General features: G+C 61.8%; 18 protein-coding genes. 10 read left to right on the top strand and 8 right to left on the bottom strand.

The genetic code is table 11. From position 1 onward, the window contains the following. Positions 1 to 4 precede the first annotated feature (4 nt). Together thiD and dtd are read left to right on the top strand one after the other, a co-directional pair. Positions 5 to 835 (top strand): bifunctional hydroxymethylpyrimidine kinase/phosphomethylpyrimidine kinase, encoded by an 831-nt coding sequence (gene thiD / locus B5495_RS08845; RefSeq protein ID WP_079553055.1) that lies wholly within the window; start codon positions 5 to 7, stop codon positions 833 to 835. Positions 836 to 857: 22 nt separating this feature from the next. Then, on the top strand, positions 858 to 1310 hold the full coding sequence (gene dtd / locus B5495_RS08840; protein ID WP_079553054.1) for a D-aminoacyl-tRNA deacylase: 453 nt from the start codon (positions 858 to 860) through the stop codon (positions 1308 to 1310). On the opposite strand, the gene B5495_RS08835 is transcribed toward dtd, so the two are convergent. Next, positions 1307 to 3298, bottom strand: a complete 1992-nt coding sequence (locus B5495_RS08835) for an ATP-binding cassette domain-containing protein (protein WP_079553052.1) — start codon at positions 3296 to 3298, stop codon at positions 1307 to 1309. The genes dtd and B5495_RS08835 overlap by 4 nt on opposite strands. Positions 3299 to 3367: 69 nt before the next feature. Here B5495_RS08835 and B5495_RS08830 point away from each other — a divergent pair, with 69 nt between their 5' ends. From B5495_RS08830 to B5495_RS08820, 3 genes are all read left to right on the top strand, one after another. Continuing rightward, complete coding sequence (locus B5495_RS08830; protein ID WP_079553050.1) at positions 3368 to 3859, top strand: TIGR02444 family protein; 492 nt, start codon at positions 3368 to 3370, stop codon at positions 3857 to 3859. 286 nt (positions 3860 to 4145) lie between these two features. Then, complete coding sequence (locus B5495_RS08825) at positions 4146 to 4730, top strand: TRAP transporter small permease (RefSeq protein WP_079553048.1); 585 nt, start codon at positions 4146 to 4148, stop codon at positions 4728 to 4730. An 87-nt stretch (positions 4731 to 4817) separates the two neighbouring features. After that, on the top strand, positions 4818 to 6098 hold the full coding sequence (locus B5495_RS08820; protein ID WP_079553046.1) for a TRAP transporter large permease: 1281 nt from the start codon (positions 4818 to 4820) through the stop codon (positions 6096 to 6098). 138 nt (positions 6099 to 6236) lie between these two features. Here B5495_RS08820 and dctP read toward each other — a convergent pair whose 3' ends face one another. After that, positions 6237 to 7346, bottom strand: a complete 1110-nt coding sequence (gene dctP / locus B5495_RS08815) for a TRAP transporter substrate-binding protein DctP (RefSeq protein WP_079553045.1) — start codon at positions 7344 to 7346, stop codon at positions 6237 to 6239. 209 nt (positions 7347 to 7555) lie between these two features. On the opposite strand from dctP, the gene B5495_RS08810 reads away from it, so the two are divergent. Then, entirely contained in the window at positions 7556 to 8290 is a 735-nt protein-coding gene (locus tag B5495_RS08810; RefSeq protein WP_079553043.1) for a BamJ family beta-barrel-assembly machinery protein, read from the top strand. A gap of 3 nt (positions 8291 to 8293) precedes the next feature. Continuing rightward, on the top strand, positions 8294 to 9268 hold the full coding sequence (locus B5495_RS08805) for an alpha/beta hydrolase family protein (protein ID WP_079553041.1): 975 nt from the start codon (positions 8294 to 8296) through the stop codon (positions 9266 to 9268). Positions 9269 to 9361: 93 nt separating this feature from the next. Here B5495_RS08805 and B5495_RS08800 read toward each other — a convergent pair whose 3' ends face one another. Then, positions 9362 to 9865 (bottom strand): hypothetical protein, encoded by a 504-nt coding sequence (locus tag B5495_RS08800; RefSeq protein ID WP_079553039.1) that lies wholly within the window; start codon positions 9863 to 9865, stop codon positions 9362 to 9364. A 202-nt stretch (positions 9866 to 10067) separates the two neighbouring features. On the opposite strand from B5495_RS08800, the gene B5495_RS08795 reads away from it, so the two are divergent. Continuing rightward, entirely contained in the window at positions 10068 to 10982 is a 915-nt protein-coding gene (locus B5495_RS08795) for an AEC family transporter (protein ID WP_079553037.1), read from the top strand. A gap of 229 nt (positions 10983 to 11211) precedes the next feature. On the opposite strand, the gene trmB is transcribed toward B5495_RS08795, so the two are convergent. Genes trmB through thiS form a run of 3 tightly spaced genes read right to left on the bottom strand, consistent with a single transcriptional unit; the run spans position 11212 to position 13020 of the window. After that, positions 11212 to 11976: a tRNA (guanosine(46)-N7)-methyltransferase TrmB gene (gene trmB / locus B5495_RS08790; protein ID WP_079553035.1), complete on the bottom strand. Its 765-nt coding sequence runs from the start codon at positions 11974 to 11976 to the stop codon at positions 11212 to 11214. A gap of 17 nt (positions 11977 to 11993) precedes the next feature. Next, positions 11994 to 12785, bottom strand: coding sequence for a thiazole synthase (locus B5495_RS08785; RefSeq protein ID WP_079553033.1), 792 nt, complete (start codon positions 12783 to 12785; stop codon positions 11994 to 11996). Positions 12786 to 12810: 25 nt separating this feature from the next. Next, complete coding sequence (gene thiS, locus B5495_RS08780) at positions 12811 to 13020, bottom strand: sulfur carrier protein ThiS (protein WP_079554999.1); 210 nt, start codon at positions 13018 to 13020, stop codon at positions 12811 to 12813. 147 nt (positions 13021 to 13167) lie between these two features. Between thiS and B5495_RS08775 the strand changes: the two genes are divergently transcribed. Next, positions 13168 to 13593 (top strand): DUF423 domain-containing protein, encoded by a 426-nt coding sequence (locus tag B5495_RS08775; protein WP_331712876.1) that lies wholly within the window; start codon positions 13168 to 13170, stop codon positions 13591 to 13593. Between the two features lie 74 nt (positions 13594 to 13667). Here B5495_RS08775 and B5495_RS08770 read toward each other — a convergent pair whose 3' ends face one another. Beyond that, a complete protein-coding gene (locus B5495_RS08770; protein WP_079553031.1) occupies positions 13668 to 15878 on the bottom strand; it encodes a malate synthase G in 2211 nt (736 codons plus the stop codon). 387 nt (positions 15879 to 16265) lie between these two features. Here B5495_RS08770 and B5495_RS08765 point away from each other — a divergent pair, with 387 nt between their 5' ends. Continuing rightward, positions 16266 to 17234, top strand: a complete 969-nt coding sequence (locus B5495_RS08765) for an alpha/beta hydrolase (RefSeq protein WP_079553029.1) — start codon at positions 16266 to 16268, stop codon at positions 17232 to 17234. Here B5495_RS08765 and guaD read toward each other — a convergent pair. Continuing rightward, positions 17231 to 18559, bottom strand: a complete 1329-nt coding sequence (gene guaD / locus B5495_RS08760; RefSeq protein WP_079553028.1) for a guanine deaminase — start codon at positions 18557 to 18559, stop codon at positions 17231 to 17233. The genes B5495_RS08765 and guaD overlap by 4 nt on opposite strands. Position 18560 lies beyond the last annotated feature (1 nt).

Here is an 18560-nt window from a genome sequence, read left to right as displayed (position 1 = left end):
CGTTATGTCCACCGACTCTTCCATTCGCCGGGTGCTGACCATTGCCGGCTCCGACCCCTCGGGCGGGGCCGGCATTCAGGCCGACCTCAAGACGTTCTCGGCGCTGGGCTGCTATGGCACCAGCGTGATTACCGCGCTGACCGCGCAAAATACCCAGGGCGTGCGTGGCGTGCATCCGGTGCCGGCCGAATTTATCGCCCAGCAGCTTGACGCCGTGCTCGACGACATCGCAATCGATGCGGTGAAAATCGGCATGGTCGCCAGCCGCGAGGTGGCCGAGCTTATAGCTGAAGCGTTGAGCGCACGCCGGCCGCGCTGGATCGTGCTGGATCCGGTCATGGTGGCTAAAAGCGGCGATGTACTGGTCGATGACGCGGGTATCCGCGCGGTGCGCGATGTGCTTGTGCCGCTGGCCGATGTGATCACTCCCAACCTGCCCGAAGTAGCGGTGCTGCTGGACGTGCCCACGCCCACCACCATGGCGCAGATGGAAGCGCTGGTGCCCGAGCTAACCCGCCTGGGCGCGCCCTATGCGCTACTCAAGGGTGGACATCTGGAAGGCGCGCGCTGCCCGGATCTGCTGGCCACGCCCGAGCGCTTTCAGTGGCTTTCTGCGCCGCGCATTGCCACCAAAAACCTGCACGGCACCGGCTGTTCGCTGTCTTCGGCGATTACCGCGACCCTTGCCAAGCTAAGCGAGCAAAGCACTGACGCCGACGCCGTGGCTGCCATTAGCGAAGCCAAGGATTGGCTGCACGAAGCCCTTGAGGCAAGCGAGCGATTAAGCGTTGGAAAGGGGCGCGGGCCGGTGCACCATTTTCACGCCTGGTGGTAGTTTTTTAAGAAGGTAGGGCCAAATGAAAACACTCATTCAGCGCGTTAGCCGCGCAAGCGTTGAGATAAACGGTGAGGCAGGAGGGTGCCGCACGGTGGGCGCCATCGACGGCGGCCTGCTGGCGCTTATTGGGGTGGAGAAAGGCGACGCTGAGGCCAACGCCGATAAACTGCTGCACAAGCTGCTGCATTACCGCGTGTTCAGCGACGCCGAGGGTAAGATGAACCTTAACGTTCAGCAGGCCGGCGGCGGGTTGCTGCTGGTCTCGCAGTTCACTCTGGCGGCGGATACCCGCAAGGGGCTGCGCCCGAGTTTTTCCAGCGCCGCGCCGCCGGCTGACGGCGAGCGCCTGTTTGACTATCTGGTCGCGCAGGCGCGCACCCATGCGCTACCCGTGGCCACCGGCGAATTTGGCGCGGACATGCAGGTGGCGCTGGTTAACGACGGGCCGGTCACGTTTCTGCTCGACGCTTAGGCCTCGCTCTCGAGTGCCTCTTCGGCGCTGAGCCACTGCTGCTCGGCGGCATTGAGCCGCGCTTTGCCCTCGGCCTGCTGGCTAAGCGTCTCGGCGAGCTCGTCTTTACGCGCAGCGTCGGTGTAAAGCGCGGGGTCGCCCAGCTGAGTTTCCAGCGCCTTTAGCGCCTGCTGCTCGCGCTCCATGGTCTTTTCCGCGTTGTTGCGCTGTTTCTTCAGCGGGCGCAGTTTTTCGCGCTGTTCGGCGGCGGCTTTGCGTGAGGTCTTGCGGTCTTCGTCGCTGGCGGCCGGACTTTTTTCTGGCGCGGTCGGCGGGCTTTTGTCTTCTTGATGCTGGCTTTCGGCTGCTGCCTTCCCCTGGTTCTTTGCGCTCAGACTTTTACGTTTGCTCTCGCGGCGCTGAGCGTCGAGACGCTTTTTCAGCCAGACGTGGTAGTCGTCCAGATCGCCGTCAAACGGTTCGACCCGGTTATCGGCCACGACCCAGAAGTCATCGACGCTGGCGCGCAGTAGGTGGCGGTCGTGGGAGACGATGATCACCGTGCCGTCAAAGCTGGCAATGGCCTGGGTCAGCGCTTCGCGCATGTCCAGATCCAGGTGGTTGGTGGGCTCATCAAGCAGCAGTAGGTTGGGCTTTTGCCATGCCACTAGCGACAGTGCCAAACGTGCTTTTTCGCCGCCGGAAAAATTGTCCACCGTGGCGAAGGCGTTGTCGCCCTTAAAGCCAAAGCCGCCCAGGAAGCTGCGAATGGACTGGTCGCTGGCCGTGGGCGAGAGGCGCTGCACGTGAACAAACGGCGTGGCGGTGACATCCAGCCCTTCAAGCTGGTGCTGGGCGAAGTAGCCGATCGACAGGTGCTCGCCGGGCACGCGCTCACCGGCGAGCAGTGCAAGCTCGCCGGTGAGCGCTTTGATCAGCGTCGACTTGCCCGCGCCGTTGGGGCCGAGCAGGCCGATGCGGCTGCCGGGCAGCAGCGTCAGGTTGACGCCGTCAAGCTGGACGCGCTCGCCGTCATCCGTTGAATAACCCAGCCGCGCTCGGTCGAGCACCAGCAACGGGTGCGAGGTTTTGTCGGCGGCGGGCAGGGTGAAATAAAATGGCGAATCGACGTGCGCCATGGCGATGTCTTCCATGCGCTCGAGCATTTTGATCCGGCTTTGTGCCTGACGCGCCTTGGTGGCCTTGGCCTTGAAGCGGGTGATAAAAGTCTCGATCTCTGCGCGCCGCGCCTGCTGTTTGGCGGCTTCGGCTTGCTGCAGGGCGAGCTTTTCCGCGCGGGTGCGCTCAAAACGCGAGTAGTTGCCGCGGTAAAGCTCGATGGTTTGATGGTGCATGTGAGCGATGTGGTCGCACACCGCATCGAGAAAGTCGCGGTCGTGAGAGATCAATAGCAGCGTGCCGGGGTAGCGCACTAGCCACTGCTCAAGCCACAGCAGCGCGTCCAGGTCGAGGTGGTTGGTGGGCTCATCAAGCAGCAGCAAATCCGACGGGGTAAATAGCGTGCGGGCCAGGTTGACGCGCATCCGCCAGCCGCCGGAGAAATCGGACAGCGGGCGGTACAGGTCGGCCTGCACAAACCCCAGCCCGACCAGCAACTGGGCGGCGCGGGGCTCGGCGGTATAGCCGTCCAGGTTATCAATCAGCCCGTGCAGTTCGGCTTCTCGGTGGGCATCATCGGCCGCGCGCGCGGCGTCAAGGTCGGCCTCGACCTGGCGCAGGGCGTAGTCGCCGTCCAGCACGTAGTCGATAATCGAGCGGTCTAGCGTTTCAATTTCCTGCGCCATGTGCGCAATGCGCTGGCCGCCGCTCATTTCAACCTCGCCCTGGTCAGCGCCGATTTCGCCCAGCAAAAGCTTGAACAGGCTGGATTTGCCCGTGCCGTTGGGGCCGATAATGCCGGCTTTAATGCCGTCGTGCAGCATCAGGTCGGCGTTATCCAAGAGCGTTTGCGTGCCGCGTTGCAGAGCGACTTGGCGCAGTGCGATCATGCGTTCTCCCGAAAAAGGTGGGCATCATTTATGAAGATGGTGGGTGAAAATAGTTTATGAACATAGCTGATGCGTGATTCTACCCGATTGGCCGGCATTCAGCAGAATTCACTGTGGGATTTCGCGCTGGTGTTTTACGCGCGCCCCGGCGTATCGCAGTGCCTGCTGCGTCTGCAGGATGAGGTTGGTATGGATGTATGTGTACTGTTGTGGCGTCTGTGGCTGAACGGTCACGGCTTGGCGCCTACAGAAAAAGCCGAAAAAGCGCTGGCTGAGGTGGTCGCCTGGCAGCGCGATTATACTTGGCCGCTGCGCGACAGGCGGCGCTGGCTAAAGTCTGCCGCGGCGGATGACCCCGCCCTGGCACGCCTGCGCCACACGCTCAAGGAGGCCGAGCTGATGGCGGAAAAAGTCGCGCTTAACCGCCTGGAGGCACTTTCCCGGCAGGCCGGATACGTTCAGAAAGCGCTCCCCAACGAGGCGCATCCGCTTGCTGATACGCAGGCACAGTCGCGCGATCTGACAGCGCTTTGGGCGCAGTCGAGGGAGCCGCTGCGTTGAAGCACCTGCCCGGGTACGCTAACGTTAAAGCCGTAGGGCGATGATTTTTTAGCGTTTGCCGCGATAAATGCGGCTTCGTGCAAGCGACTCGTCGACCTTGCGCTATGCTGTGATAAGTATGACGCCCAATGACTTTGACCACCGACAGCCCGACGACATACGGATGACCCAACGCGCTAATAACGTCAACAATGCGCCAAGCCAAAGTAGCCACATCCTGCTGCTTTTGGGCTTTGGCTTGAGATCGCCGCCGCATCTTGGCGGCAAGCCATTAAGGTGAATCACTATGACCCAACAGCCCCAAACGAAACCTCAGCGAAGCAATGCCCTCCTTAATGCGCTTAGCGTCTTTGACAGGGTTCTTGGCACCATCGAAAAGTGGATTATTACCGTAAGCATCCTGGGCATGGCGCTTTTGATGAGCACCCACGTGGTCAGCTCCCTGATCTTTAACGCGGGGATTTCCGGTACCTACGAGGTGACCGAAATGCTGATCGTGATCATCACTTTTGTGGGGGTGAGCTACGCGGCGCGTCACGCGCGTCATATCAGCATGTCGGCCATTTACGAGCAGTTAACCGGCCGGCTGCGCAAGGGCCTGTTGATTATTATCTGCATCGGCACCGCCGCGCTGATGTTTTACTTTGCTTACAAATCCTTGGGCTACGTCACTACGATGCAGAGCCGTGGGCGTACCAGCTCCGCGCTGCATATCCCCATGTGGATAGTGTACACGTCGTTGCCGATTGGCTTTACGCTTGCCGGCGTGCAGTACGTGCTCACCGCCGTACGCAATATGATCAGCAAAGATATTTATCGCAACTTCAGGGAAAAAGAAGAGTTTACTGATGTGCCGACGGACGGTATCTGATCGCGTCGCCAGGCCTTTAGCGTCGGCGTGGCTAACCCATGTTGTAGCTTGTAGCGCAATGCCAATAACAACACTGAGGATAATCGCATGCTAGCTGTACTCGGGATAATGATGCTGCTGCTGCTGCTGCTGGGGTTCCCCATGATGGTGCCGTTAGCCGCAGGAACGCTCTACATGATGTTCACTGGGATGACCTTTTTTGGCCCCGATCAGGCCGTTAGCTGGATGATTAACGGGGTCGGTAGCTGGGTACTCGCGGCGGTGCCAATGTTCATCTTTGCCGCCGACATCCTGACCAAGGGATATACGGCCAACCGGCTGCTCGACGTGGTCGATGCCTTTACCCGCCACATTCGCGGCGGCCTGCCGATAACGACCGCCGCCTCCTGTGCGCTGTTCGGCGCTGTTTCCGGCTCGACCCAGGCAACGGTAGTCGCCATGGGTGGCCCCATGCGCCCACGCCTGCTGGCAAAAGGCTATACCGATAGCTTCACGCTGGCGCTGATTATCAACGCCAGTGATATTGCCCTGCTCATTCCCCCGAGCATCGGCTTTATCATTTACGGCGTGGTGATGAAAGAATCCATCGGCGACCTGTTTCTCGCGGGTATTTTGCCCGGCGTAATGATTCTGATGCTGTTCGCCATCTACTGCTATATCGATGCGCGCATCAAAGGCATTGAGCCGGAACCGCGTGCAACCTGGAAAGAGCGTTTTTACGCGATTCGCAAAGTCATGTTGCCGATGGGCTTTCCGGTGCTGGTGGTTGGCGGTATTTACGGCGGCTTTTTCAGCGCGGTAGAAGCCTCGGCCGTTGCCGTTGCCTACGCACTGCTTCTTGAAGTGGTCATTTACCGCCAGGTGTCGATTCGCGACCTGGGGGGCCTTGCGCTGTCTACCGGCATGATTACCGCCGTGGTGTTCATTCTGGTGGCCATCGGCGCGGCGTTCTCGCAGGCACTGGGGACCGCCGGTGTGCCCGAGCAGATGCTTGGTCCGTTGATCGACGGCATCGGTGATAGTCAGCTACTGGCATTAACGCTGATTGCCGCGGCGTTCTTCGTGGGCTGTATGTTCGTTGACCCCATTGTGGTGATCCTGATCCTGGTGCCGATCTTCAAGCCGTTGGTTATATCAACAGGGCTGGACCCCATCCACGTGGGCGTTATCGTGACGCTGCAGGCTGCTATCGGTTCGGCGACGCCGCCCTTCGGCTGCGATATCTTCACCGCGATTGCGGTATTCCGTCGGCCTTATCTGGACGTCATTCGTGGCACGCCGCCGTTTATCGTGATTATGCTGTTGGCGACGATACTCCTCATCGTGTTCCCGCAGATCTCGTTACTGCTGCCTTCGCTGGGTAACTAACATGTAGCTAACGCGGCATACGGAACAGTGAACAATGTAGCATCGATAAAAAAAGCCGAGTGGTGAAAACCACTCGGCTTTGTTGCTTTTTACGACCTGCTTTTTACGGCGGGTCGATCCGCGTGCTGATGCAGCGCGTTATTTCTCTTCTGATTCCATGTCGGCAGATTCCATGTCGTCGTCAGACTTCATGTCGCCAGAATCTTTGTCAGACGATTTCATGTCGGCAGAGTCGCCGTCTTTTTCATCGAAGGCCGCAAGCAGGGCATCGAGTGCTTTACCGCCGCGTTCGCCTACGTCATCAACGAAGCTGTCACGTACCGGCTTGGCCATTTCGCGGAACTTGTCGCGCTGCTCATCGGTAAGCTCGATGATCTCGATATCGCTCTTTTCCTTGATGGTTTCCAGGCGCTCGCTATTGAACTTGTCCTGGATGTCGTAGCCCGTCTGGACCAGCTCGCCGGTCACGTCGTCGAGCATGCTTTGCTGCTCGTCGCTAAGGCCGTCGTACCACTCTTCGTTGGCCATGAGCGTGGCGACGAATTGGGACTGCTTGGCAAAGATCATGTAGTCCTGGACTTCATAAAAGCCCATTTCTTCGTGGGCAAAGACCGGCTGGATGTTGCCGTCTGCCTGCTCCTGCTGCAGCGCGCTGTAAAGCTCGCCGTAAGCAATGGTGATGGGGGCAGCGCCGTAGGCCTTATAGCCTTCGCGCAGCAGGCTGTTATCCATCACTCGGATTTTCAGCCCTTTCATATCTTTGGGCTCGCGGATTTCCTTGTTAGTGGTCCACACTTGATAGCCTTCCGCCAGTTCGGCGATGGGCACCAGGCCGCGCTGGCGGAACGAGTCTTGCCAAGCGTCGCTTTTGAGAAATTCGTCGGAGTTCAGCACTTTTGCCGTTTCCATCTGATCGGCGGGCATAACAAAGTTCAGGCTGAGCAGCTGGCTTTCCGGCACGGTACCGCCTAGGGCACCTGAACCAAAGCCAAGCGGAATGGCGCCATTCTGTACTGCATCATAAAGGGCGGAATACGTTGATCCCCAAGAGCCGTAGGGCAGCAGCTCAACGGTAACATCACCGTCGGATTTTTCTTCGATCAGCTTTTTAAATTCCTGAGCATAGCCGTCCTGCACGCTGCCCTCGATTTCTTCGAGGCCAAAACGCCACGTTTCCGCGTTCGCTGACGCGGCAACGCTGAGAAGACCGCAAGCGGTAATACCGGCTACTAGTTTGTGCAGTTTCATTATTGTGCTCCTTTTTGTAATGACATACTTAGAGAAGAGTAATCATGGCGTTATGTCAAGGTAAAGGTCCGGGTTTTAGCCAATAGAACGGGGGTTTAGGTGCGTCTGTGCGCTTCGCCTGCTATGGTAACGCGATGTTTGATATGCGATGTTTGAGACGCAAAGCATCGCTCCAAGTCACCCATTTTGTTTATTGATAAGGCTCTGCCATGAAAACATTGCTGACTACCGTTTCGCTGGCCGCTCTGGTGGCCGCCCCGCTGGCGCTTGCCGCTCCGGAAAGCGAAGAAGAGCGCCTGGCCTACAGCCTTGGCGTCACCCTTGGCGAAAGCATGCACGCCGATGTCGAAGATCTGGATATTGACACCTTTACCCAGGGCATGCGCGACGTGTTCGACGACAACGAACTGGCCCTGAACGAAGACGAAATGGCTGACGCGCTGGCGACGTTCCAGCAAAACGCCATGGAAGCGCGCCAGCAAGAAGCGTCGCAGGTCGCCACGGAAAACCAGAAGCAGGGTAAAGCGTTTCTGGAAGAAAATGCCGAGCGCGATGCGGTAACCGTGACCGATTCCGGCCTGCAGTACGAAGCGCTTGAGTCCGGTGACGGCCAGACCCCGGGTGCGGAAGATACCGTCAAGGTCGACTACGAAGGCACGCTGCTGGACGGCACCGTATTCGACAGCTCGATCGAGCGCGGCGAGCCGGTCAGCTTCAAGGTCAATCAGGTGATCGAAGGCTGGCAGGAAGCGCTGCAGCTGATGAGCGTGGGCGATACGTGGAAACTCTACATCCCCGCAGAGCTTGCCTACGGCGAGCGCGGCCAGGGTCCCATCGGCCCCAACGAAGTGCTGACTTTCCGCGTTGAACTGCTGGACGTCGAGAGCGCCGAGCAAGCCGAGAGCGCCGCGGACACCAAGAAGGATGCAGAGGACGACGAGTAAGCCATGGCACCGTGGCTAGGGGTGGTCGCAGGTCTTCTCGTGCCGCTATCAAGCGCGGCTGCGGAAGAGGCAATACCGCCGCCGGCACTGCCGGCGTTGGGTACCGTGGCCGATCAGGCAAGCGTTGTGGGCGTGTCGTCCGGCGGCTACATGGCCACCCAGCTGGCGGTGGCCTGGCCGGAGCGCTTTCACGGGCTTGGCGTGCTGGCCGCAGGCCCCTGGGGGTGCGCGCAGGGCAAGCTGAGCCTGGCGCTCAACCAGTGCATGATGACGCGCGTCGGCGAGCCGTCGCTGGCGGTGCTTGACGAGCGTCGCGCTGATTATCAGTCCCGGGGGCAGCTGGGCGAAGACGCCGCGCTAAGCCGGCTGCGCGCCTTTGTCTGGCACGGCCAGCAAGACGACGTCATTGAACCGGTGCTGGGCGATTTGCTGGCCGAACAGCTTGATCAGTGGCTGGCCAGCAGCGATCAGCTCAAGGTTGAACGTGATGAGCAGGCGGGCCACGGCTGGCCGAAAGCGGCGGACAAGGTGGCCGGCGACATGCTGGACTGGCTGTATCCGGAGCGTCGCGCTGAACAAGCGTCCGCTGCCGGTGAGCTGCGCGCCTTTGACCAAAGCGATTTTGAAGCCCGCGGGCTTGCCGATAGTGGCTACGTCTACGTGCCCGAGGCGTGCACCGCCGGCGGCTGCGGCGCGACGCTGGCGCTGCACGGCTGCCAGATGAGTGCCGAGACCCTTGGCGATACCTTCGCTCGAAACAGCGGGCTCAATGCCTGGGCTGACGCCCACGACGAAGTGGTGCTTTATCCCCAGGCCGAAAGCTCGCTGGCCAACCCGCAGGGCTGCTGGGACTGGTGGGGCTTTGCCGAAAGCTCGTGGCAGCTGTACCCGCTTCATGATACCCGCGACGGCACTCAGGCCGGCGCCTTGCTGGACATGCTCGGCCGCCTGCAGGAATCGCCGGATACCCCCCGCTAAGCCTGCCGTTCCAATGCGGCCTGTAATGCTTCCACCAGCCCTTCGGGGTTGGTGGAAGCATACCTGTTCAAGAATCTCGCCGTGGTCGATGGCCTAGCTCCTTGCCACGTCGAAATCGAACCAGCTGCCAATGCGCCCGTCGGGCGTGTCCAGAATCACCCGCGCGCGCCACGGCATGATGTCCTGCGTGCAGACACCCACCTGCCCCTGCCCGCTGAACTGCCCCTGTCCGGCGGCCTGCAGGGGGAAGTGGTTAAGCCCCATATCCATGCCGCGGCCAATAAAGTCTACCGCTGCAGCCTGAGCGTTCACGCCTTCGACCTCAACGGTTAGCGGTAGCCGCTCCAGCGCCTGTATACGCCCGCTGACGGGCACCTGAAGCGCGAGTCGGCCGTTATCGCCCAGCGCCGTGGAGCAGGCCCCCTGATGAAGGTTGCATTCCTGCGTGGGAGGGTACCAGGTAACATCGTCGTCGCTGCGCAGCCAGTTGGACAGCGCATACCAGCTAAACGCCGCCAGCGCGATACCGGTGACCAGAATCAGCACTCTGAGAACGGGGAAGCGCGCGCCATCGGCGGGATCTGGCGTCTGTTTCATGGCAGGGCTCTTGGCAAGGTTCATGACAGAGTCAACATTTATTGCTACCCAAGCGATGGGAGAAAGATAGCGCCGGGAAGGCAGCATCAATTCTCACATGGTAGCAGCTATTACGCCGGCCCCCCTGTGCTGGGATGTCGCAGGTTAGCGGGCTCTGTCCAGCTGACGTAATGTGGAAGAGGGTGGCCTATGGGAGATATGCATGACGAGCATCATTGACGCGCTGGGGCCGCTTTTTGCGCTGATAGCTCTGGGCGCCGTGCTGGGCGCGGGGCGTTTTCTGCCGGCCGGTTTCTGGCCGCAGCTGGAGCGGCTGGTGTATTTCGTCCTGTTTCCCGCCATGTTGGTGGGAACGCTTGCCACGGCGGAAATCAGCCGGGTACCCGTGGGGCGTCTGGCCATTGTATTGCTGGGCGCCATGGCGGTATTTGCCTTATCACTGTGGCGCCTGCGCCATCGGCTGGGGCTTGAGGCCGCCGCGTTTACCTCGGTGTTTCAGGGGGCGCTGCGATTTAATACCTATGTGGGCGTGGCCGGTGCCGCCGCGCTTCACGCCGGCCCGGGCGCGACCGTGGCGGCGGTCGCGGTGGCGCTGATGGTGCCGACGGTCAACGTGATTTGCGTGGCGGGGTTTGTGGCCGCCGGCACCCTGGGGCGCGGAGGGTTGGGGAAAAGCGCGCTGGCGCTAATGAAAAATCCGCTGATTATTGCCTGCCTGCTGGGTGTGGGGCTTAACCTTTCCGGCGTGGGACTTCCCGGCTGGAGTGAAGAGACGGTGACGCTGGTGGGTCGCGCCGCGCTGCCCCTCGGGCTGCTGGCGGTGGGCGTGGCACTGCGCTTGCCGGCGCTCTTGCGCCTGAACCGGGGCGTGTTTGCCGCGGCGGGCGTCAAGCTGGTGTTGATGCCGGGGTTGGCGCTGGCGCTTGCCTGGCTATTACATCTGGACCCCGTCAGCCGCGATGTGGCGCTGCTCTTTGCCGCGCTGCCGACGGCGACGTCGGCCTATATTCTGGCGCGCCAGCTGGGCGGCGATGCCGAGATGATGGCCGCCATTATTACCGGGCAGACGCTGTTGGCGATGCTCACCCTGCCGCTATGGCTGCAGTTGGTCGCCTGATAAGAAGAGTTAAATAAAAAAGCGTCGCATTTGTGTTGACGGGGTAAATGAGAATGATTACATTGCAGGGGTGGCGTTTGATGAGACGCCGCAAATCACGGCAGTAACCGCCAGTTAACTGCCATGGTTTCTCCCTCTCATTGCTAGTCAAGACGGCTATTCATGATAGCTAGTCACGGTCTTATTGCCGCTCTTTTCAGAGCGGCTTTTTTTTGCGCGGTTGGCGCCGTTATGGCGCCTCGTGGGGCGCTGTGTCGTGGCGATAGATCAGATCCCAGACGCCGTGGCCCAGCTTCTCGCCGCGTAACTCAAACTTGGTCAGCGGGCGAAACGCCGGGCGCGGCACGTAGGGCGCCGTGGCGGCGTCGGCGGTATTGGCAAAGCCGGGTGCGGCGTCCAGCACTTCCGCCATCCACTCGGCGTAGGCTTCCCAATCGGTGGCCAAATGAAAGCGACCGCCGGGTGCCAAGCGCGAGCGCACCAGTTCGACAAAGGCCGGCTGCACGATGCGCCGCTTGTGGTGCTTTTTCTTCGTCCAGGGGTCGGGGAAGAATAGCTGCAGGGTATCGATGCTGCCTTCGGGCAGGCACTGCTCGAGCACGGCCAGGGCATCTTCGCGGTAGATCCGCAGGTTGGTCAGCCCGCGCTTGTCGGCTTCGTCGAGCAGCTTGCCCACGCCCGGCGCGTGCACCTCGATGCCGATAAAGTCGCTATCCGGATGGGTTTCGGCCTGCTCGACCAGCGAGTTGCCCATGCCAAAGCCGATTTCGACCACGCGGGGTGCGCGGCGGCCAAACAGGGCGTCGAGATCCTGCCGGCCGTCGGCAACGTTGAGCCCCAGACGCGGCCAGACATCCATCAGGCCGCGGGTTTGTGCCTGGGTGGTGCGCCCGGCGCGGATCACGTAGCTTTTGATACCGCGGCGGTGCAGGGGGGCATCGGCGCTTTCCGGGCCGGTGGTCGCGTCGTCGTCGGTTGTATGTGTATCGGTCATGTTACTGCGAGCATCCATCAGCCGTTGATACGGCCGGCAAAGGGGGAAGAAGGATCAGCGCTCTGGCGGCGCGGCATACGCCCGGCGAGAAGGGCGTCGCGGCCGGCCTGTACCGCCTGCTGCATGGCGCGGGCCATGCGTACCGGGTCGCGCGCGTGGGCAATGGCCGAGTTGAGCAGCACGCCGTCGCAGCCCAGCTCCATGGCCATGGCCGCGTCCGAGGCGGTGCCGATGCCCGCGTCCACGAGTACCGGCACATTGCTGCGCTCGACAATCAGGCGCACGTTGTGCGGGTTCTGAATGCCGTGGCCGGAGCCGATCAGCGAGCCCAGCGGCATGATCGCCGAGCAGCCCATGGCTTCAAGTTCGCGGGCGACAATGGGGTCGTCGCTGGTATACACCATGACGTCGAAGCCGTCGTCGAGCAGCGTTTTGGCCGCTTTGAGCGTTTCGGTGACGTTGGGGTAGAGCGTGTCATCGTCGCCCAGCACCTCAAGCTTGACCAGATTATGGCCGTCGAGCAGCTCGCGCGCCAGTCGGCAGGTGCGCACGGCGTCCTTGGCGTTATAGCAGCCGGCGGTGTTGGGCAGCAGCGTATAGCGATCCGGTGAGACGACGTCGAGCAGGTTCGCGCCGGCTTCCTGGCCCAGATTAGTGCGGCGCACGGCGAAGGTGACGATCTCGGCGCCGCTTTGGTTGATCGCCGCGCCGGCCTCGTCAAAATCCTTGTATTTACCCGTGCCGATCAGCAGGCGAGAATGGAAGTCGCGGCCGGCAACGGTCAGCGGCGCGTCGTTGAGTGTTGTCATAAATATTCCTTGGAGTGTGCCCGCCCTAGCCGCCACCGATGGCGTGGACGATCTCGACCTTGTCGCCGTTGGCCAGGCGCGTTTCGGCGAGCTGGCTGCGGGGAACAATTTCTTCGTTGATTTCAACGGCGATGCGGCGGCCGCCGAGCCCGAGCTGCGCGACCAGATCGGCAGCGCTGGTATCGGGCGCGAGAGAATGGGGCTCGCCGTTGAGCTGAATGGCATGCGTTGTCATCTCAGTCATTTTCCTACCGCTTTAGTGGGTGTCGCAGTCGCGCTATTGTAGCGATTTTAGCGCTTTCCGGCAGCTGCTCGCGTCAACGCTTGCGCGTTATACAGCGTGTGGCCAACAATCCGTGGCCCACAACACAGGAGCACTTTCGTGCCGTCAGAAAAACGTATACCCCAAGAGCCCAGCGCCTCCCGCGGGTACCACAAGGCCGCGTGGTGTGGCGTGGCGCTCTCCGGCGCGGCCGCCGTTATGCTCGGCGCCTATGCCGCCCACGGGCTGTCCGCGTGGGCCAGCGAGGCGACGATCGCCACGGTGGATACTGCCGTGCGCTATCAGATGTGGCACACGCTGGCGCTCGTGGCGGTGCTGATCTGGCAGCGGCTTGAGCCACAAGCACGCCTGTGGCCGGTCATGGCACTGTGGGCGCTGGGTATCGCGGCGTTTTCCGGCTCGCTTTACGCTTTGGCGTTGGGCGGGCTGGGCGTGGGGCTGTTAACCCCGCTTGGCGGCCTGTTGCTGATTGCCGGCTGGCTGGCGCTGGGCATTGCCGCCTGCAGGCCAGCGACGTCAAGATAACAAACCGCCGACGCCATAAACAAAAACCCCCTCAGGACGGGCCATGAGGGGGTTTGGCTAGCGCCTTGCGCGTGTTACTGCGTGCTGGCCTTTGCCGCTTTGGCTTTTTCCGCTTTTGTCTTTTCTATCCGGCGCCACTCGTGGAGCAGCGGCTCGGTGTAGCCGGACGGCTGTTCCAGACCCTTGAAGATCAGGTCAGACGCGGCCTTGAACGCGGTGGAATCGTCAAAGTGCGAGCTCATCGGCGTGTAGCTGGGATCGCCGGCGTTCTGCTCGTCGACGACCTTGGCCATGCGCTTGAGCGTGTCTTCTACCTGCGCATTCTCGACGATGCCGTGGTGCAGCCAGTTGGCAATGTGCTGGCTGGAGATGCGCAGCGTCGCGCGGTCTTCCATCAGGCCGACGTTGTGGATATCCGGCACCTTGGAGCAGCCCACGCCGTGCTCAACCCAGCGAACCACGTAACCCAGAATGCCCTGGCAGTTGTTGTCCAGCTCCTGCTGGATGTCGTCTGCGCTCCAGCTGGGGTTGGCTTCTACCGGAATGCTGAGCAGGTCGTCGAGCAGATCGGGCTCGCCCTGACCTTCAAGCTCGCGCTGCACGTCGGCCACGTCTACCTGATGGTAGTGCAGCGCGTGCAGGGTGGCCGCCGTGGGGGACGGTACCCAAGCGGTATTGGCACCGGCTTTCGGGTGGCCGATTTTCTTTTCCAGCATGTCGTGCATCAGGTCCGGCATGGCCCACATGCCCTTGCCGATCTGGGCGCGACCACGCAGGCCACAGGCCAGGCCTATTTGCACGTTGTTCTTCTCGTAGGCGCCGATCCAGGCGGTGCCTTTCATGTCGCCTTTGCGCACGACCGGGCCGGCTTCCATGATGGTGTGCATCTCGTCGCCGGTGCGGTCCAAAAAGCCGGTGTTGATGAACACCACGCGCGCGCTGGCGGCGTTGATGCAGGCTTTGAGGTTGGCGCTGGTGCGGCGCTCTTCGTCCATGATGCCCATTTTCAGGGTGCTTTTCGTCATGCCGAGAATGTCTTCGACGCGGCCAAACAGCTCGTCGGCAAACGCGACTTCTTTGGGGCCGTGCATTTTCGGCTTGACGATGTACACCGAGCCGGTGCGCGAGTTACGCGGCTGGTCGGCGCTCTTCTGCAGGTCGTGCAGGGCAATCAGCGAGGTCACGGCGGCGTCGAGAATGCCTTCGGGCAGCTCAGCACCGTTTTCGTCGAGAATCGCCGGCGTGGTCATCAGATGGCCCACGTTGCGGATGAACATCAGCGAGCGGCCCTGCAGGGTGACGCTGTTGCCGTCGGTGGTCTGCCAGGTACGATCACCGTGCAGTTCACGGGTGAACGATTTGTCGCCCTTGACGATGGTTTCCTGCAGATCGCCCTTCATCAGGCCAAGCCAGTTGGTGTAAACGCCAACCTTGTCTTCGGCATCGACGGCGGCGATGGAATCTTCGCAGTCCATGATGGTGGAAATGGCGGCTTCCACAACCACGTCCTTGATCCGCGCCGGGTCGGTTTTGCCTATGGGGTTTTCGCCGTCGATCTGGATCTCGGCGTGCAGGCCGTTGTTGGCCAACAGAATCGACGTCGGCGCGGCGGCGTCGCCTTCAAACCCAATCAGCTTGGCAGCATCTTGCAGGCCGGTATCGCGGCCGCCTTCCAGCGTGACGTTCAGGTGGCCATCGCGGATGGCGTAGTTGACGGCGTCTCGGTGAGAGCCGGTGGCCAGCGGGGCCATGCGGTCCAGCACGCCGCGGGCGTAGGCAATGACTTTCTCGGCACGCTTGAAGTTGAATTCGCGGGTCTTTTCCGCGCCGTCGGCATCAGAGATGACGTCGGTGCCGTAGAGCGCGTCGTAGAGGCTGCCCCAGCGGGCGTTGGCGGCGTTCAGCGCGTAGCGTGCGTTGCTGACGGGCACCACCAGCTGGGGGCCGGCCTGCACGGAAAGCTCGCGGTCGACGTTGTCGGTCGTGGTGGCGACTTTTGCAGGCACCTTGGCCAGATAGCCAATATCGGTGAGAAAGCGGCGGTAGGCCGGCATGTCGCTGATCTGGCCGGGGTTTTCACGGTGCCAGGCGTTGAGTTTTTCCTGCAGCGAGTCGCGCTCGTCGAGCAGCTGGCGGTTTTTCGGCGCCAGATCGTGGAACAGCGCGTCAACGCCCGCCCAGAAGGCAGCTTGATCAACGCCTGTGCCAGGCAGCGCCTGCTCGTTGATAAAGCGATCAAGTTCAGCTGCCACCTGTAAACGGTGACGCGTGATACGCTCGCTCATGGAAACTCTCCCTTAGAGTGTCCGTGGCCAATCGTGGTACCAGATGCCCGCCACGGCCATAGTGAATACAACAGTGCATACGACGGCTGTTTCAACGACCGTCTCAACCACTGTCTCAATTACTATTTCATGCCGGTCGAAGTGCAAATGACAGCACTGACGCAGATGCCGGCAGCATAAGTTATGGAAAACTTGTGGAAAATAGTTCCATAAATGTGCAGGCATGTAAATAGCGTCGCTCTTGCTTGCTTGACAGTGCGGCAGGAGGCTCGACCAAATGCGGACGATTTTACCTTATTTGGCGAGCATTGTTAAATCGCGATGAGAATTAGGTCGAGTACCGGGCCGACAAACGGGTCGCAACGGTCACACAGCAAGAGAGGGCGGATGAACGAGTTTGACGCGCTGAAGGCCGCGTTTTGCCACGCGGGAGACGTCCGGCTGGTGCCGTTGTCGCCGGGCAGCGGCGAGGCCCGGGCGGTAGAGCCGTACTTTAACCGCTACGGATTGACGCCCCTTTGGCGGGGGGCCAGGCAGGTTTACGCGGGCTTTATCGAAAGCGGGCAGTTTTCGCTCTGGTGCCAGGTTTGGGCGCCACTCAAGCCGGTGGGTACCGTGTTTGTGGTGCACGGCTATTTTGACCATCTGGGGCTTTATCGCCATCTGCTGGCAGAGCTTTTGGCGCGCGGTTGGCAGGTGGTGCTGTGGGATTTGCCCGGCCACGGCCTGTCGAGCGGCGAGCGGGCAGCGATCGATGATTTTGAGACCTACCGCCACTGCCTGCACGTGGTGCAGGCGACGTTAACAGCGCAGGCGCTGGCGCCCGCGCCCTGGGTGGGGATCGGGCAGAGCACCGGCGCGTCGATACTCGCTACCGATGCGCTCCGCCTGCAAGATGAAGCACCCTGGGAGGGGCTTATCCTGCTGGCGCCGCTGGTGCGCCCCTGGGGGTGGCATCAGGCCAGTGCGCTGCATCGTCTGGTCAGCCCCTTTGTGCGCGCGGTGCCGCGGCGCTACCGGCCCAACTCCACCGATGCCGCCTTTGTCGCCTTTCTGCACCAGCAGGATCCGCTGCAGCCGGGGCAGCTGAGCCTTGCCTGGGTCAGCGCCATGCGCCGCTGGATGCCGCAGCTGCTGGCACAATCGCCACGCTCGCTGCCCGTGTTGATGATTCAGGGTGAGCAGGATCATACCGTCGACTGGCCGTATAACCTCGGCGTGCTGGCGAAAAAATTTCCGCGTGCCGAGGTGTATCGCCATCCGCTGGCGCGCCACCATCTGGTCAACGAAGCCGAGCCCATACGCGAGGCGCTGTTCGCCCCGCTGGTGCGCTTTCTCGATGAGCGGGCGACCTAGGCGGCGTCCCGGGCGTGAACCCGCTGGCCGCCGGCCCAGGTGGCGTAAACGGTACGGTCGTCGCCGAGCATCATCAGCGCGAACAGGGTTTCGGAAAGCGTCTGGCAGTGCGCCGTGCGCCGCGCCAGCAGCGGCGTGGCCTGAGGGTCGAGCACCACGATGTCGGCTTCGCCGCCTTCGCGGATCTGGCCGATGTGCTGGTCAAGGTGCAGGGTTTTGGCGTTGCCCAGCGTCAGCCGGTAAAAGCCCTGCCAGGCGGTAAGCGGTTGGCCTAGTAGCTGGCCGACCTGATACGCCCCTTTGAGCGTCGCCAGCCCCGACAGATCGGTGCCGCCGCCCACATCGCTGGCCAAACTCGTGGCCAGGCCGGCCTCATGGCAGGCCTGACGGTCAAACAGGCCGCTGCCCAGAAACAGGTTCGAGGTGGGGCAAAAGGCGATGCTGGCGCCGGCGTCTGCCAGCCGGTGGCGCATTCCCTGGTCCAGATGAATGCCGTGGGCGAAGGTGCTGCGCGGCCCCACCAGCCCGTAGCGCTCATACACGTTGAGGTAGTCTTTGCTTTCGGGGAACAGTTCGGATACCCAGGCAATTTCGCCCTCGTTTTCCGACAGGTGGGTTTGCAGGTGCACGTCCGGGGCGTTGCGCAGCACCGCGCCGGTGGCTTCCAGCTGCTCCCGGGTGGAGGTTGGCGCAAAGCGCGGTGTCAGGCTGTAGCCCAGCCGGTTTTTGCCATGCCAGTCGGCAATCAGCCGTTCGCTGTCGGCCAGGCCGCCCAGGGTGTCGTCGGTCAGGGCATCGGGGCCGTTGCGGTCCATCAACACCTTGCCCGCCAGCATGCGCAGCCCGCGGCGATTGGCGGCGCTGAAAAACGCATCCACCGAGCCCGGGTGCGAGGTACAGAAGACCTGGGCGGTGGTGGTGCCCACGCGCAGGGTTTCGTCGAGAAACGCCTCGGCCACGGCGTCGGCGTGAACGCGATTGGCAAAGCGGCACTCTTCGGGAAAGGTGTAGTCGTTGAGCCAGTCGAGCAGCTGGCGGCCGTAGGAGGCCATGATATCGAGCTGCGAGTAGTGCACGTGGCTGTCGATAAAGCCCGGCATCATCAGCTTGCCGGAATAGTCCACCACGTCGATGCCGGCCGGCAGGTGCGGTGCCAGCTCGGCGTAGTCGCCCACGGCGTGAATATGGCCGTCGACCATCCACACGGCGCCGTCTTCAAGGTGGCGAACGCTGCCCGGTGCAGGGGTGTCACCGTCGCCGGGGTCGGCGGCAAAGCTCAACAGCGGGCCGCGCAGTACGCGGGTGTCAGTCGTCAGGTCGGTCATA

Source organism: Vreelandella subglaciescola (assembly GCF_900142895.1).
GTDB classification, from domain to species: Bacteria; Pseudomonadota; Gammaproteobacteria; order Pseudomonadales; family Halomonadaceae; genus Vreelandella; species Vreelandella subglaciescola.
This window is presented reverse-complemented; position numbering and strand designations above follow the sequence as displayed.